The 14213-nt window shown below is 69.4% G+C and carries 14 protein-coding genes; 9 read left to right on the top strand and 5 right to left on the bottom strand.

The genetic code is table 11. The features are described 5' to 3' along the window. Positions 1 to 54: 54 nt before the first annotated feature. From ASF34_RS20610 to ASF34_RS20600, 3 genes are all read left to right on the top strand, one after another. Positions 55 to 471, top strand: a complete 417-nt coding sequence (locus ASF34_RS20610) for an HIT domain-containing protein (protein ID WP_056141116.1) — start codon at positions 55 to 57, stop codon at positions 469 to 471. Next, positions 471 to 1376 (top strand): NAD(+) diphosphatase, encoded by a 906-nt coding sequence (nudC, locus tag ASF34_RS20605; protein WP_056164134.1) that lies wholly within the window; start codon positions 471 to 473, stop codon positions 1374 to 1376. Before ASF34_RS20610 ends, nudC begins: the two co-directional genes overlap by 1 nt. 188 nt (positions 1377 to 1564) lie before the next feature. Then, positions 1565 to 2425: an outer membrane protein gene (locus ASF34_RS20600; RefSeq protein ID WP_056164131.1), complete on the top strand. Its 861-nt coding sequence runs from the start codon at positions 1565 to 1567 to the stop codon at positions 2423 to 2425. A 48-nt stretch (positions 2426 to 2473) separates the two neighbouring features. Here the strand turns inward: ASF34_RS20600 and ASF34_RS20595 are convergent, their stop codons facing one another. From ASF34_RS20595 to ASF34_RS20585, 3 genes are all read right to left on the bottom strand, one after another. Next, a complete protein-coding gene (locus tag ASF34_RS20595; RefSeq protein ID WP_018045545.1) occupies positions 2474 to 2986 on the bottom strand; it encodes an ureidoglycolate lyase in 513 nt (170 codons plus the stop codon). Then, positions 2986 to 3822 carry a bifunctional allantoicase/(S)-ureidoglycine aminohydrolase gene (locus tag ASF34_RS20590; RefSeq protein WP_018045546.1) on the bottom strand — a complete coding sequence of 279 codons (837 nt, stop codon included), beginning with the start codon at positions 3820 to 3822 and terminating at the stop codon, positions 2986 to 2988. Before ASF34_RS20590 ends, ASF34_RS20595 begins: the two co-directional genes overlap by 1 nt. 78 nt (positions 3823 to 3900) lie before the next feature. Further along, a complete protein-coding gene (locus tag ASF34_RS20585) occupies positions 3901 to 5202 on the bottom strand; it encodes a dicarboxylate/amino acid:cation symporter (protein WP_056164127.1) in 1302 nt (433 codons plus the stop codon). Between the two features lie 215 nt (positions 5203 to 5417). Between ASF34_RS20585 and ASF34_RS20580 the strand changes: the two genes are divergently transcribed. After that, positions 5418 to 6317 (top strand): LysR family transcriptional regulator, encoded by a 900-nt coding sequence (locus tag ASF34_RS20580; RefSeq protein ID WP_056164124.1) that lies wholly within the window; start codon positions 5418 to 5420, stop codon positions 6315 to 6317. A 354-nt stretch (positions 6318 to 6671) separates the two neighbouring features. Further along, positions 6672 to 7043 (top strand): hypothetical protein, encoded by a 372-nt coding sequence (locus tag ASF34_RS20575; RefSeq protein ID WP_056164121.1) that lies wholly within the window; start codon positions 6672 to 6674, stop codon positions 7041 to 7043. A gap of 24 nt (positions 7044 to 7067) precedes the next feature. Here the strand turns inward: ASF34_RS20575 and ASF34_RS20570 are convergent, their stop codons facing one another. Continuing rightward, on the bottom strand, positions 7068 to 7307 hold the full coding sequence (locus ASF34_RS20570) for a hypothetical protein (RefSeq protein WP_018045551.1): 240 nt from the start codon (positions 7305 to 7307) through the stop codon (positions 7068 to 7070). 304 nt (positions 7308 to 7611) lie between these two features. Here ASF34_RS20570 and ASF34_RS20565 point away from each other — a divergent pair, with 304 nt between their 5' ends. The 3 genes from ASF34_RS20565 (at position 7612) to ASF34_RS20555 (ending at position 10789) form a co-directional block, all read left to right on the top strand. Next, complete coding sequence (locus tag ASF34_RS20565; protein WP_043764950.1) at positions 7612 to 9699, top strand: M48 family metalloprotease; 2088 nt, start codon at positions 7612 to 7614, stop codon at positions 9697 to 9699. Positions 9700 to 9710: 11 nt separating this feature from the next. Then, the gene (locus ASF34_RS20560) at positions 9711 to 10208 is read left to right on the top strand and encodes a hypothetical protein (protein WP_018045553.1); all 498 of its coding nucleotides are present in this window, start codon (positions 9711 to 9713) and stop codon (positions 10206 to 10208) included. Positions 10209 to 10285: 77 nt separating this feature from the next. Then, positions 10286 to 10789 (top strand): hypothetical protein, encoded by a 504-nt coding sequence (locus ASF34_RS20555; RefSeq protein ID WP_018045554.1) that lies wholly within the window; start codon positions 10286 to 10288, stop codon positions 10787 to 10789. A gap of 208 nt (positions 10790 to 10997) precedes the next feature. Here the strand turns inward: ASF34_RS20555 and ASF34_RS20550 are convergent, their stop codons facing one another. Further along, positions 10998 to 12137 (bottom strand): HPP family protein, encoded by a 1140-nt coding sequence (locus tag ASF34_RS20550; RefSeq protein ID WP_018045556.1) that lies wholly within the window; start codon positions 12135 to 12137, stop codon positions 10998 to 11000. Positions 12138 to 12547: 410 nt separating this feature from the next. Here ASF34_RS20550 and ASF34_RS20545 point away from each other — a divergent pair, with 410 nt between their 5' ends. Further along, complete coding sequence (locus tag ASF34_RS20545) at positions 12548 to 14170, top strand: Na+/H+ antiporter (RefSeq protein ID WP_056164119.1); 1623 nt, start codon at positions 12548 to 12550, stop codon at positions 14168 to 14170. Positions 14171 to 14213: the final 43 nt, after the last annotated feature.

Below are 14213 nucleotides of genomic sequence, written 5' to 3'. Positions count from 1 at the left end.
GACGCCGAACCGGCGAGAACTCCGCATTCCCGACGCATCCCAGCTTGAGCGGCGATGACAGACGAATTCACCCTCGACCCGCGCCTCGTCGCCGACACCGTGCCGGTGGGCGACCTCGCCTTGTGCAGCGTCCTGCTGATGGACGATGCCCGGTTTCCCTGGCTGATCCTGGTGCCGCGCCGGACGGGTGCCAGCGAACTCACCGACCTGTCGGCGGAGGATGCGCGCGACCTCATGGACGAGATCCGGATCGCCACCGGCGTGATGCTGACCCTCGCCAAGCCCGACAAGGTCAACGTCGCCGCCTTGGGCAACGTCGTGCCGCAGCTCCATGTCCACGTGATCGGGCGCTTCTTGTCCGATCCGGCCTGGCCCTCGCCGGTCTGGGGCGTCGGCACGGGCCAGCCCTATCCGCACCACGCCCGCGCCCAGATGATCGAGCGCATCGGCGCCCTGTTCGCGGCCGCCTGATGAGCGCGCGCCTCGACCAACTCGGCTATGCGGAGAGCCGGCTCGTCCGCCATTCGGCCGAGAGCAGCGACCTCGTGCCGAAGCCGGACGCGCCGGAGGCTCGGATCGTGCTCGTGGCGGGGGACCGCATCGTCCTTGCCGGCGACACGGCGCTCCTCCCCTCCGGGCAGGCGGCGAGCGCCTGCCACGCCGATCTCACGCTGTTCCTCGGCCGCCTCGACGGGGCTCCAGTCTTCGCCTGCGCGGTCTCCCCGGAGGCCGCCGACGGGTACGAGTCCGATCCCGGTTTCCGCACCACCGACCTGCGCAGCCTCGCCGCCGAGAACGCGGTGGCGCCGCACGAGCTCGGCCTTCTCGCCACGGCGAAATCGATCCTGGCCTGGCATGCCCGCCACGGCTTCTGCGCCAATTGCGGAACCGCCACCCGTTTTGCCGCCGGTGGTTTCCGCCGCGAATGCCCGACCTGCGAGACCCATCACTTCCCCCGCGTCGATCCCGTGGTGATCATGCTGATCCGGCGGGGAGACTCCTGCCTGCTCGGGCGCTCGCCGCGCTTCAAGGAGGGGATGTATTCCTGCCTCGCCGGCTTCCTGGAGCCCGGCGAGACCATCGAAGACGCGGTCCGCCGCGAGACCCTCGAAGAGGCGGGGCTTAGGATCGGCGCGGTGACCTACCATGCCTCACAACCCTGGCCGTTCCCGTCGTCGCTGATGATCGGTTGCGCGGCGGAAGCCCTGGACGAGGCGATCACCATCGATCCGGCCGAACTCGCCGACGCCCGCTGGTTCACCCGCGACGAGGTAGCGGCGATGATCGCCGGCACCCATGGCGAGGGTTTGACCGTGCCGCCGCCCATGGCGATCGCGCATCTGCTCATGCGCGCCTTCGTGGAGGAGCGGCTCTAACGGGCTGTGGAAACCGGACGGCGGGCACATGACAGTGACATTTTTGCACCGTCACGAGGGAGAGTCAGCCACGTCGCGTCTTGGTTAAGAATTTCGGACGGTCGTTCCGAAATTGTGTCTTCCCGGCACTATCCCAGGATCACGCCTATGATTCACGTCGCTGCCTCAATGGAGGCGGTGAGGGGACGATGGCGAAGATTGTGTTGGGTGTCGGCGCGATGATCGGGCTGATGACCGGAACCGTGGCTGCGGCGGACCTGCCCCGTCGTTCCGCACCGCCGCCCGTCGTCGTGCCTGTCCCGGCTTTCAGCTGGACCGGCTTCTATGCAGGCGTGCAGGCCGGATACGGTTTCACCGACCGGCAGACCGTCCGCACGGCGGCGACCTCGGTGAATGGCAGCGGCACCGATTTCTTCATCGAGCGCGCCGGCATCGCCTCGCTGTCCTCCCGGCAGGAAGGCTTCGTGGCCGGCGGTCAGGCCGGGTACAATTACCAGCTCACCCCCGGCGCGGGCCTCGTCCTCGGCGTCGAGACCGATATCGCCTATACCGATCTCGACGAGACCAAGCGCAGGTCGCGTGGCCTCTTCGGTTCGGGCAGCGATTCGGCCGTGGTCACCACCACGCGGCAAAGCCTCGATTTCCTCGGCACCGTGCGCGGCCGGCTCGGTTACGCGTTCGACCGCGTCCTGGTCTACGGCACCGGCGGTCTCGCCTACGGCAACGTGAACTACCAGAGCGCGACGAGCTTTCGATTGGCGGGAGTTCCGACCCTCGACCTCTTCGCCGGCGGGATCGACCGTCTCGAGACCGGCTTCGCCTATGGCGGGGGCATCGAATACGCCCTGCCGACCGAGAGTTTCCTCAACGTCTTCCGCTCCTCCGCGGTGACGCTGAAGGTGGAATACCTGCATTACGATCTCGGCAAGCGCAGCGTCCCGCTGATAGGCTCCAGCGGACTCGGCCAGTCCCTCGTGGAGGCCACCTCACGCTTCCGGTCGGAGGGAAGCGTCGTCCGGGTCGGGCTGAACTACAAGTTCGGCTCCTGAGGTCTCGGGAAGTCCGGCTCGCGATGCCCTCAGGGACATCGCGGCGGCTTATCCTTCCGACGCTGTCGGCAGAGCGACCGTCCAGGGCTCGTCGAGCCGGACCTCTTCGAGATTGATGCCCGTCCCGCCGCGATCGACCACCAGGAACTCCTGAGGGGCGCCGAAGGGGGTCAGCACGCCGTGCCAGGTGCCGACGTCGTAGCAGATCCCCTGGCCCGGCGCCGTGACGAAGGCCTGCGGCGGGCCGGGCCGCCCGTCCTCGTCGGGGCAGACCACGACGAGGAACGGCGCGGCATTCAGCGGCACGAAGGCCTGCGCGCCGAGGGGATGGCGCTCGACGAGGCCGACGCTCAGCGGCAGGGGATAGGGTTGGGCCTCCACGAGGCCGATCACCACCCGCGCGCCCTCGCCGATGGCGCGGACCTCCGCCAGATCGTGGAAGCGGCGGGCCATGCCCGCATTCATGGGGCGCGGATCGACGGCCGCCTTGTCGATGACCGTCCCGAACGGGGCGAAGGCCTCGGGCGTGAGCGGGCGGGCGACGATGTGGCGGGCGCCCATCACCCGATCCTGCGCGGCGTCAGGGCCGGGTGGCGGTTGACGTCCTTGTAGAGCAGGTAGCGGAAGGGGCCGGGGCCGCCCGCGTAGCAGGCCTGGGGGCAGAAGGCGCGCAGCCACATGAAATCGCCGGCCTCCACTTCGACCCAGTCGCGGTTGAGCCGGTAGACCGCCTTGCCTTCGAGCACGAAGAGCCCGTGCTCCATCACATGGGTCTCCTCGAAGGGGATCGAGGCGCCGGGCTGGAGCGTCACGATGTTCACGTGCATGTCGTGGCGCACGTCGTCGGGGGAGACGAAGCGGGTCGTGGCCCAGACGCCGTTCGTGCCGGTCATGCCCCGGGGCTCGATCTTGGAATCGTGGCGGATGAAGGCGGGGGGCACGTCGATGCCCGGCACGGGCTCGTAGGCCTTGCGGATCCAGTGGAAGCGGGTCGGCTCGTCGCCGCCATTGCGCAGCGTCCAGGCGGCGCCCGGCGGCAGATAGACGTAGCTGCCCGGCCGCAGGGCATGCGTTGCCCCGTCGAGGACGAGGCTGGCATGACCGCCGACCAGGAACAGCACGCCCTCGGCGCGGGCATCGAGTTCCGGGCGCTCGCTGCCGCCGCCGGGGGCGACCTCCATCAGGTACTGGGCGAAGGTCTCGGAGAAGCCGGAGAGCGGCCGGGACAGGATCCACGCGCGGGTGTCGTCCCAGAACGGCAGCACGCTGGTGACGATGTCACTCATCACGCCCTTCGGGATGACCGCATAGGCCTCCGTGAACACGGCCCGGCCGGTCATCAGCGCGGTCTGGGGCGGCAGCCCCCCGCAGGGCGGGTTGTAGGAAGAGGCGGTCATGGGCTCGTCTCCAACAGGTCATGCGGCCCGTCCGGACCATCGTCGTCGCGGGCGCAGCGCCGGATGCGCCCCCTGAGCCTACGCCTTGGCGAGGGGGCTATCGAGCACCGCCGCCGTGTCGGTGGCGACCTCTCCGTTCAGGACGCGGTGGGCCTGCGCCCGGTCGATATCGCCCTCCCAGGCGGCGATGACCACCGTCGCCACGCAATTGCCGATGAGGTTGCCGAGGGCCCGGGCGATGCCGACGAACCAGTCGATGGACAGAACCAGCACCAGCCCGATCACCGGGATTTCCGGCACCGCCGACAGAGTCGCCGCCAGGACGACGATGGCCGATCCGGGGACGCCGTGTGCGCCCTTGGAGGTCAGGAGGGCGATGCCGAGGATCAGCATCAGGTGCCCGAAGGACAGGGGCGTGTTGGTGGCCTGCGCGATGAAGACGGTGGCGAGGGTGAGGTAGAGGGAGAAGGCGTCGAGGTTGAACGAGTAGCCCGTGGGGATCACGAGGCCGACGGTGGAATCGCGGATGCCGAGCCGTTCGAGCTTGCGCATGATCTGCGGCAGCACGCTGTCGGAGGAGGCCGTGCCCGCCACCACCATGAGTTCCTCGCGCAGATAGGCCAGGAGCTTCAGGATGCTGAAGCCGGCCGCGCGCAGGATCGCGCCGAGCACGACGAAGACGAAGAAGGCGACGCCCACATAGAACAGGGCCACCAGCATCCCGAGCTGCCGCAGGGAGCCGATGCCGTACTTGCCGACGGTGAAGGCGACGGCGCCGAGGACGCCGAGGGGGGCCAGCCGCACGATGAAGCCGATGATCTTGAACAGGACCGCGGTGATCCGCTCGATGCTCTGCGCCAGGGGCTGCCCGTGCTCGCCGAGCAGCGCCAGTCCCGAACCGAACAGGATCGCGATGATGAGGACCTGGAGGATGTCGCCCTTGGCGAAGGCGTCGACGATCGTGGTCGGGATGATCTTCATCAGGAAGTCGACGGTGCCCGTCACCTGCCCGACCCGGTCGGTGTAGCTGGCGATGGCCTTGGCATCGAGGGTGGAGGGATCGATGTTCATGCCGGCCCCCGGCGCGAACGCGTAGGCGAGGACGATGCCGAGGACGAGGGCCACGGTCGTGACCGCCTCGAAATAGATCAGCGCCTTGAGACCGACCCGGCCGACCTTGCGCAGGTCCCCCGCCCCGACGATGCCATGCACGACGACACCGAAGACCAGGGGCGCGATCGCCATCTTGATCAGCTTGATGAACCCGTCGCCGAGGGGCTTCAGGGCGACGGCGAAATCCGGCCATACGATGCCGAGGACGATCCCGAGGACGAGGGCCGCGACCACCTGACCGAACAGGGACGCAAAGAAGCGCTGCATGCGAACCTCCAACCGTTGCTTCAGGCCGTTCGTCGCTCCGCGTGCCCGGCCCCGGTGCATCGGAAGGGTCGTCGATGCGACCGCGCCACGTCGGGGGGACTCACCCGGGTGCGGCATGCCGTCGCCAATCGCCGAGTGCAGCATTGTTCGACCCGCGCCGGCCGTCAAATATCTCTTTCGTCGCCATTAAGAGCTTCCACATATGAATGGCGGCCATGGAATTGCGCCACCTCCGCTACTTCGTCGCCGTCGCAGAAAAGCTGAGTTTCACGGCGGCCGCGGAGGCCCTCGGCGTGGCGCAGCCGCCATTGAGCCAGCAGATCCGCGATCTGGAGACGGAGATCGGAACCTGCCTGCTGGAGCGGACGACCCGCCGCGTCTCGCTCACCCAGGCGGGCCAGGATTTCCTGGTCCGGGCGAAGGCCATCCTCCACAGCGCGCAGGACGCCACCGAGCGGGCGCATGCCATCGGCTGCGGCAGCGTCGGCGTACTCAATGTCGGCCTGACGGGCTCGATGCTCGCCGGACCGCTCGGCGGACTGATCCATAAATTCCAGGAGACCTTCGCCGGCGTCGACATCCAGATCCACGAGATGTCGCCGGACAAGCAGATCGCCGCGCTGAAATCGGGCCAGACGGACATCAGTTTCCTGCGCACGCCGCCGCAGGACCCGGACCTCCTGAGCGAACTGGCCTGGAGCGAGGGGATCGCCGTGGTCCTGCCCAAGGGCCACGGGATCGTGAGCGAGTCGGTGACCCTGAGCCGACTCAAGGACGAGAAATTCGTCTTCCTCCGTCTGCGCGATTCGCTGTTTGCCAGGCACATCCTGCAATGCTGCATCGGCGCCGGCTTCTATCCGACCATCTCGCAGCAGGCGGTGGAGGCCGCCTCGCTCACCAGCCTCGTGGCGGCGGGATTCGGCGTCGCCCTGATCCCGGAATTCGTGGCGAAGCTCGCCCATGCGAACGTCACCTACAGGCCCGTCGTCTCGCCGATCCTGTCGGCGGATGTCCACGCCCTCTATCACCTGCGCTCGGGACCGATGGCGCAGAACTTCCTGGCCCTGATGCGCAGCGACGCGGAGCGTCTGGCCGCCGCATTGCGGCGGGAATGACGCCTCGGTCGGCCGCCGACCGGCGTTCAACATTGGCTAACCAATCGGGCCCACCCTGGCGGCCATGTCGAAACAAACCGTCAAAACCGCACGCTGTGCCCTCTGGCTGGCCTCGCTGGCCCTCTGTTGCGTGTGCGCTTTCCAGCTGATGAAGATCCCCAAGACCGCCCCTCAGCCCGGTCCTCACGCCTCGCTCAGCCGCGACCCCGACACGACGGGATCGATCGACACCGGGCCGGTGAAGGTCTGCCGACCGACCGTCTGTTAACGACTTCCCACCGATCGGCGGGGATGGACACCATTCGTTAACCACGGCGCCGCACTGATGGGGCAACCCAACTTGCAGGTATCCGAGTGTTCCAGGCCCGTTCGATCGGCATCGAAGACTTCAACGACGACTGCCCTGTTTCCGGCGACGAGCTCGGACAGATCTACCGCGCCCACGCCGACGCCATCCCCGCGCTGATGGCCGCCATCCCCGAGCGTACCCGCGCCCGCCTCGCCGCCTTCCTCTATGCCCGGAGCCATACCCGCGAACTCGGAACGAAGGTCGCCGCCTCCTGCCACGCGACCACCCTGCGGCAGGTCGCCGGCGATCTCGGCGACGCGATCCATCGGCAGTCGCGACAGGGCTACGCGCCCCCCACCTATGGCGACGGACACCGCGCGTCGAAGAAGGGCGTCAGCCTTGCGGGATCGGGGATGACGGGGAGCTATGGTCTCTGAACCCAATAGGACCGGCCAGCGCGGCTAATCCATGCCGCGCGCGGCGCGCCATGCCGCCAACGCACGCTCGCGCGCATCGTAGAGAGATCGGAGGCGACTTCCCTCCTCGCCCCGGCCCGCGCGCTGCGCCGCCATCTCGTCGATCCTCTCGGATCCGAACACGCTCGCCAATTCCGCGATCCACGCCGCGTCGGCGGCGATCAGGGCGGCCTCCGTCGAGGCGAGCACGGGGGTGGAGAAACCCGGAAAGAGGTTGAGATTCATCCGCGCCCCTACGGAGCTTCATACAAAAAAGTTTCATGCCTCATTCCAGGGGGCATTCTGGCCAGCGGGCGGTCTGGCGTCGCCCTCCACCTCGCCATGGGGAGAGTTTCCAGAAGGCCGTCTGGATCGGGCGTGCGCCTCGAAGGGTGATTTTTCCTAGGAAGTCGCCTATGCCCATGCCCGTTTGTGCGAAGACACATCTCGGGAGGCAGGCATCGCCGACGCTACGATTACGCGCGCACCATCGCGTCTGCGCTCGCTGGTCGGCCTCGTGGCCGCCACCGTCCTGCTGCCCCTGGCTGTCATGCTGCTCGGGGTCTGGGAGCAGGAGCGCGCCGCCGCCGACTGGGCCGATCTCGATGCGGAACGCCTGCACCTGACGCGGATCGTCCAGGATCTCGAGGCGCGGGAGCCACGGGACGGCCGCATCGATTACCGCATGCAGTTCCGCCGCAACGGGCAAAGCTATGGCGGCCCCCTCGCCCTGGTCCAGGCCCGGGCGGCGCGCGACGAGACCGCGACCCTGACCCTGCTGATGGACTGGCGCCGGACGCTGCCGCCCGTCGTCATCGCGGCCGGGGGCATCGCGGCGGCCCTGTCCGTCCTCGTCCTCCTGGCCGGCGCCGTCCTGGGATGGATGGGACGGGCCTCGCGGGACGTGCTGGTGGGCGGCTTCTCCCTGGTGCGACGGCTGCTGCCTCCCATCCTCGCCATCCAGGTCCTCCTCACCGCCGGAGGGTTCGTCGCCGCCGTGATCTTCGAGGCCGGCATCCTCGCCAGGCCCGGTCTCGGCAGCGGAGAGATCAAGCTGCTCATGATCGCCGCCGTGGCCGTCGGGGCCGTCCTCGTCACGGCGGGCGCCACCGTCCTCGGCCTGCGCCGCGCGCTGGCCGCTTTCGAGCCCGACCCGCTGCCGATCCTCGGCCGGACCGTCTCGCCGGCGGAAGCGCCCGGCCTGTGGCGTCTCACCGAGGGGCTCGCCGAACGGCTGGGAGCGCTCAAGCCCGAGGCCGTGGTGGTGGGCCTCACCGGAGGCTTCTTCGTCAGCGCCGGGCCGGCCGTTGTGGAGCCGGGGGGCGAGCGGCTGACGGGCCGCATCCTCTATCTCCCGCTGCCCTACCTCGCCCTGATGCGCGGCGACGAGGTGGCGGCGATCATCGGCCACGAACTCGCCCATTACGCCGGGGGCGACACCGCCTACAGCCAGCGCTTCCTGCCGATCTATGCCGGAGTCGGGCGCTCCCTCGACGCGGTGGCGGAAGGGCATGCCGGATCCTTCGGGCTGCTGACCCCGTCCTTGCGCCTCGGCGCCTTCGTGATGGAGCGGTTCCACCTCGCCGTGCGGCACTGGAGCCGGGCGCGGGAATTCGCCGCCGACGCCGCGGGCGCCGGACCGACCTCGGCGGATGCCGCCGCGCGAGCGCTGCTGCGCACCGGCGCGGTTCAGCCCCGCATCGCCGAGGTGCTCGATGCCGCCGCCGAAAAGCCCGGATCGGCCCCCGCCGATCTCGTCGCCGCCATCCTCGATCACGTGATCGCGCGCGGCCTCGACGACCCGGCCGCGCATCTGGAGGCCGAGCAGCCCCACCCCACCGACACCCATCCGCCGACCCGCGAGCGCATCGCCGCCCTCGGCAGAACCCTCGACGCCGAACTCCTGGCCGCCGCGGCCATCGTGCCGCCGCCCCACGCGCTGGGCCAGCTCGCCGCCTATTTCGCGGACCCCGCCGGATTGTGCCGGACGGCCACGGCGGATTTCCGGGGGGCCGTGGAGGAGCATGACGCGGCCGTACGGGCGCATCTCGAAGCGACGGCGGCGGCGATCGGCACCGAGGAGCGGGTGCTGCGCGAGAACAGCCGGCCCGGCGCCATCGTCCTCGCGGTCACCGGACTGCTCTTCGCCTCTTTCGCCCTCGGCCTGGTGACCCTCGGCTTTCCGGGATTGTCGGCCTGGGAAGCACGCCTCGTGGCATGGGTGGCCCTTGCCTGCGGGGCCGCGCTTGCGGGTTTCGGCCTGTTCAGGCTGTGGCGGGGTGAGCGGACCACGATGATCCTGCGGCCCGAAGCCCTGGCGATCCCCGGCCTCGACCGGCCCATCCCCTGGGACGACATGGCCGATCTCGACATGACGCTGCAGCAGACCGGAATCGTCACGCGCCTGCTCCTGCCGCCGGAAGCGCCGTTCCCGCGGCTCGTGCCGGGAGGCCGGAAGATCCGCCTCGACCCCAAGCGCCGCATCGTCACGATCAGGGCCGGCCTGCCGCGGAAGATGACGCTGCAGGACTTCGCCGACCTGATCGGCCGCTACCGCCACGCGGCGGAAGCGCGCCGCGTCCTCGCCGAGGCCGGCTCATCCCCGGCCCGCTCCACCCCCGACGCCAGAGCCACGTGAGGCCCGCACCCATGACCGCTTCCGCGAAAAGCCCGGACACCTTGCGCCTCCCCCCTCCCCGCCAGGGCTGGGGCAACATCTTCTGGACGCTGTTCGGCCTCGCGGCGCTCGCGGGACTCCTCGGCGCCTGCCTCGTCTACACGGCGCCGCCGCTGCTCTCGGATTGGCAGGTCCGCGACACGGCCCATCCCGTCGCCGACGCGCGGGTGACGGACGGCAAGTGCAGCGCCAAGATCGTGATTCACATCTGCGACGCGACGCTGAACCTGCGCACGCCCACCGGCACCGTGGCGCGCCGGGTGAACTACGTGTTCACCGGCCTACATGTGGGCGATTACAGCATCCGGGTGATGGCCGATGCGGGCCGTCCCGACCTCGTCACCACCGATCTCGGCCTCGACCGGCTGTGGAACCGCACCCTCACCTTCCTGGCGATCACCGGGGCGCTGGCCGCAATCATCGTGCTGGGCATCGCCGGGATGATCCGCAACCGGCGCGCGGCCTCCTGAAGGCGCCTCGCTCCGGCCGTCGAACCGTCACCCCAGGCCCGTGATCCGGGGCCGCCGCACCACGAAGGAACCGCCGCATGATGTCACGCCGCCACGTTCTCGAAGCCACCGCCCTCGTTCTGCTCTCCGCATCGGCGGCATGGGCCGAGCCGACGGTGGGCCTCGCCGAGCGCCGGGCGATCGCCGCCTACCGCCAGGACCGCTATCCCGCCTACGAGAAGGCGATCCAGGACGCGGCGGGCATGCCCGTGCCGGTGGAGGTCGCCTGGGACCAGCTGACGATCCCCGGCGATGCCAAGTACTATGCGGACGAAGGCTATTTCGGGAAGACGATCTTCGAGCCCATCGCCGCCGGGCTGAAGGAGGTCGGCAAGGACAAGATGGGCCGGGACGCCCTTGCCCAGAAGCTCAAGGCGATCCGCATCCGGTTCGACGAGAAGACCGCGCCGGCCTCGAACTACCCCAACGGGCTGACCTTCGAGGGCGGCACCCTCGACGTGAACTGGCGGCCCTTCTCCAACGTCGCCGACTTCAAGGACCGGGTCGATGCCGTGGTGAAGGTTCTGGAAAAGAACCTCTGATCGCAACGCTGGCCGCGTCTCCTTCAGGCGCGGCCGAGAAGTCGGTGGACCTGCCACGTGATCATCATGCTCGACGCCATCAGGATCGCGTAGAGAAGGTTGAGAAGAAGCGGCGTGTCGTGCATCGGCCCGAACCCGTGCTGGTACGGTGGGAGGAAAGCACCTCCCAGGCAACAACCGGGCCATGCCCTCCCCGCCGACGGGCCGTTCACGACGTCTGCGGGCCGGCGGGTTCGAGGGCCTTGGCGGAGACCATGCGCATCAGGACCGCCAGCAGGTCGGTCTGGGTGACGATCCCGAGGACGCTGCGATCCTCGGCCGTGACCACCACCGCATGCGTGTATCCGTCGCTCAGCGTCTCGACCAGGGAAAGCACGGGCTCGCCCGCCATGGCGGTCCTGGCCGTCGACATCACCTGCGCGATGGCCCCGTCGCCCCGCAAGGCCAGTTCGCGCAGGCCCAGCGTGCCGGCGAGCCGCCCCGCGCCGTCGATCACGGGCAGGGTCCGGATGTTGTGCTTGAGCAGCAGGTCGCGCGCCTTCGCGACGGAGTCGTTCACGCCGATCGTGACCACGTCCCGCGACATGACCGTGCCGCAGTCGAGCTCCCCATGGGCGCGGGACATAGCCTGGCTCTCGACTTCGCGGAGCAACCGATCCAGGTCGGTCCGGTCGATGTCGAGGGTTTCGTTCAAGGACTGGAGCGCCGCGTCGACGTCGCGGGCATTGAAGCCGACGCGGAGCGGAGCGGGCAGGTCGGCCGTCCCATGGACGTTGACGGGCGCCGCCTGCGGAACATGCGGATAGTGACGCCCCGACAGCCGATGGAAGGCGATGCCGAGGCCGACCAGGATGAGGGAGTTCAGGCAGACGGGGACGAAGGGAAACAGGAAGCCGGAGGACGCGATGGCCGGCCCGCCGATGAGCGCCGTCAGGGCGGCGGCACCGCCCGGCGGATGCAGGCAGCGCGTGAACGACATCGCCGCGATGGCGAGCGAGACGCCGACACCGATGGCCAGCACGGGATTGGGGATGAAATAGGCCGCCGTGACGCCGATCAGGGCCGAGATCGTGTTGCCGCCGATGATCGGCCAGGGCTGGGCGAGCGGGCTCGCCGGCACGGCGAAGAGGAGCACCGCGGTCGCTCCCATCGGGGCGACGATCAGGGGAATGTGCGGCCCCTCTCCGACGATCCAGCCGCTGACGAGGCCGGTCAGCGCGATGCCCAGGAGAGCACCGAGGCAGGCGATGAGACGCTCGCGCAGCGTCGCACCCGCCAGGATCGGCCGAAACAGGCGAGATCCGAGCAGGTCGCCGAGACGACGTCCAGGACCGGCGATGTTGGACATCCTCTCGTTCTCCCCCGTGCGACCACCCGCCCCGCCGATCACCGCCGCCATCGCAGGCGCACGGCTCTGGTATACCAGGTGGAGTTTTACAGGCCGCATCGAGATTTGCAATCTCGATAGGCATTTTGCCTTTTGGTGAGGCAATCCGGGCGTCCGATATGGTCGCACGACGCTTTCGCGTTCCGATCGCTCACAATTTTGGCCGCCGCCGAGTATGCGGGTGTGAAGCCCTGCCTGCCGATCACTGTCCTGTGATCGATGATGCGGTTCATCCGAGGGCGCTCACGCTGCGGTCCTCTCCGGACCTGCGGCTCGCTCGGACGGCGATGGCGGTTGTGGCCATCGCGCCCCTATGACGCCACACCGCCGAGGCATCGACACCGCCACCGGCTCCACCATGAAAGAGGCGCATGGAAAGCGTTACCGTCGTCCTGGCCCTGCTGCTGTCCGTCCTCGTCAGTGGCGCCCTCGGCCGCCTGCTTCCGTTGCCGTTGCCGCTGATCCAGATCGCCATCGGCGTGGCCCTGGCCCTGGGACCATTGCCGAGCACGTCCCTCGACCCCGAAATCTTCTTCCTCGTCTTCCTGCCGCCGCTCCTGTTCCTGGACGGCTGGCGTATTCCGAAGCGCGACCTGTTCCGTGACGGCAAGACCGTGCTGGCCCTGGCGCTGGGCCTCGTGGTCCTGACCGTGCTCGGCATCGGAACGCTGATCCACGGCATGATCCCGGGGATGCCGCTCGCCGTGGCCTTCGCCCTCGCGGCCGTCCTCTCGCCGACCGATCCCATCGCGGTCTCGTCCGTGGCGGCGCAGGCTCCGGTCCCGCGGCGCCTCATGCACATCCTCGAAGGCGAGGCCCTCCTCAACGACGCCACCGGCCTCGTCTGCCTGCGCTTCGCCATCGCCGCCGCCCTCACGGGCACCTTCTCGCTGCCCCAGGCCGCGACCACCTTCGTCTGGCTCGCGCTGGGCGGCATCGGCATCGGCGCCGCGACCACCTTCCTCCTCATGGGCGCGCAGGACCTCCTGCGCCGGCGCACGGGGGAGGATCCCGGCCTACAGATCCTGTTCAGCCTGCTCACGCCCTTCGGCGCCTATCTCGCCGCCGAGCATGTCCACGCTTCCGGCATCCTCGCCGCCGTCGCGGCCGGCATCGCCATGACCTATGTGGAGATCCAGGGCCGCAGCCTGGGGGCCACCCGCGTCCGGCGCACCGCCGTCTGGGACACGGTGGCCCTCGCGGCCAACGGCTCGATCTTCGTCCTGCTCGGCGAGCAGCTGCCGGAGGTGCTGCGGCAGGCCGTCAAACAGGCCGACGTCCAGGGGGCCGGCTGGCTCGTCGCCTGGATCCTGGCCATCACCGCCGGCTTGATGGCGATCCGCTTCGTCTGGGTCTGGATCTCGCTCCAGTTCGTGCTGATGAAGGCACGCCGGAACGGCGACCGCCGGGAGACGCCGACCCTGCGCCTCGTGGCCGCGACGACCCTGGCGGGCGTCAAGGGCGCGATCACCCTCGCGGGTATCCTGACCCTGCCGCTCACCCTGGCGGACGGCACGCCGTTCCCTGCGCGCGACCTCTCCATCCTCCTGGCCATGGGGGTGATCCTGACCTCACTCCTCCTGGCGAGCACGGTCCTGCCCCCGCTGCTGCGGGGCCTGCGCCTTCCCCCCGAGCCCAGCCACGATGCCGAGGAGGACGCGGCCCGCGCCGCCGCGCGCGACGACGCCGTGAAGGCCATCGAGGCCCTGCAGCATCGGCTCGTGGAGAAGCAGGAGGACGCCTCCATCGCGGTGGAAGCCAGCGCCCGCGCCATGGACCGCTACGAGGGCCTGGAAGCGGCGACGGCGGAGCCGCGGAAGGATGTCAGCCGCATCAAGCAGCTCGCCCTCACCGAGAAGCGCCTGCGCCTCGCGGGCATCGACGCCGAGCGCCAGGCCCTCTATCGCCTGCGCCGCTCGGAGGCGATCGACGACGTGGTGCTGCGGCGGCTCGTCCGGGAGATCGATCTGGTGGAGGCGCGCCTCGTCGTCTGAGCGCGGCGCGCGATGTAATCCGTGACACCGCGTGCGCGCGAGC

It is taken from the genome of Methylobacterium sp. Leaf106 (assembly GCF_001422895.1).
In the GTDB taxonomy this organism is placed as follows: Bacteria; Pseudomonadota; Alphaproteobacteria; order Rhizobiales; family Beijerinckiaceae; genus Methylobacterium; species Methylobacterium bullatum.
The sequence above is the reverse complement of the archived record's forward strand: the minus strand, read 5'-3'. Positions and strand labels throughout refer to the sequence as shown.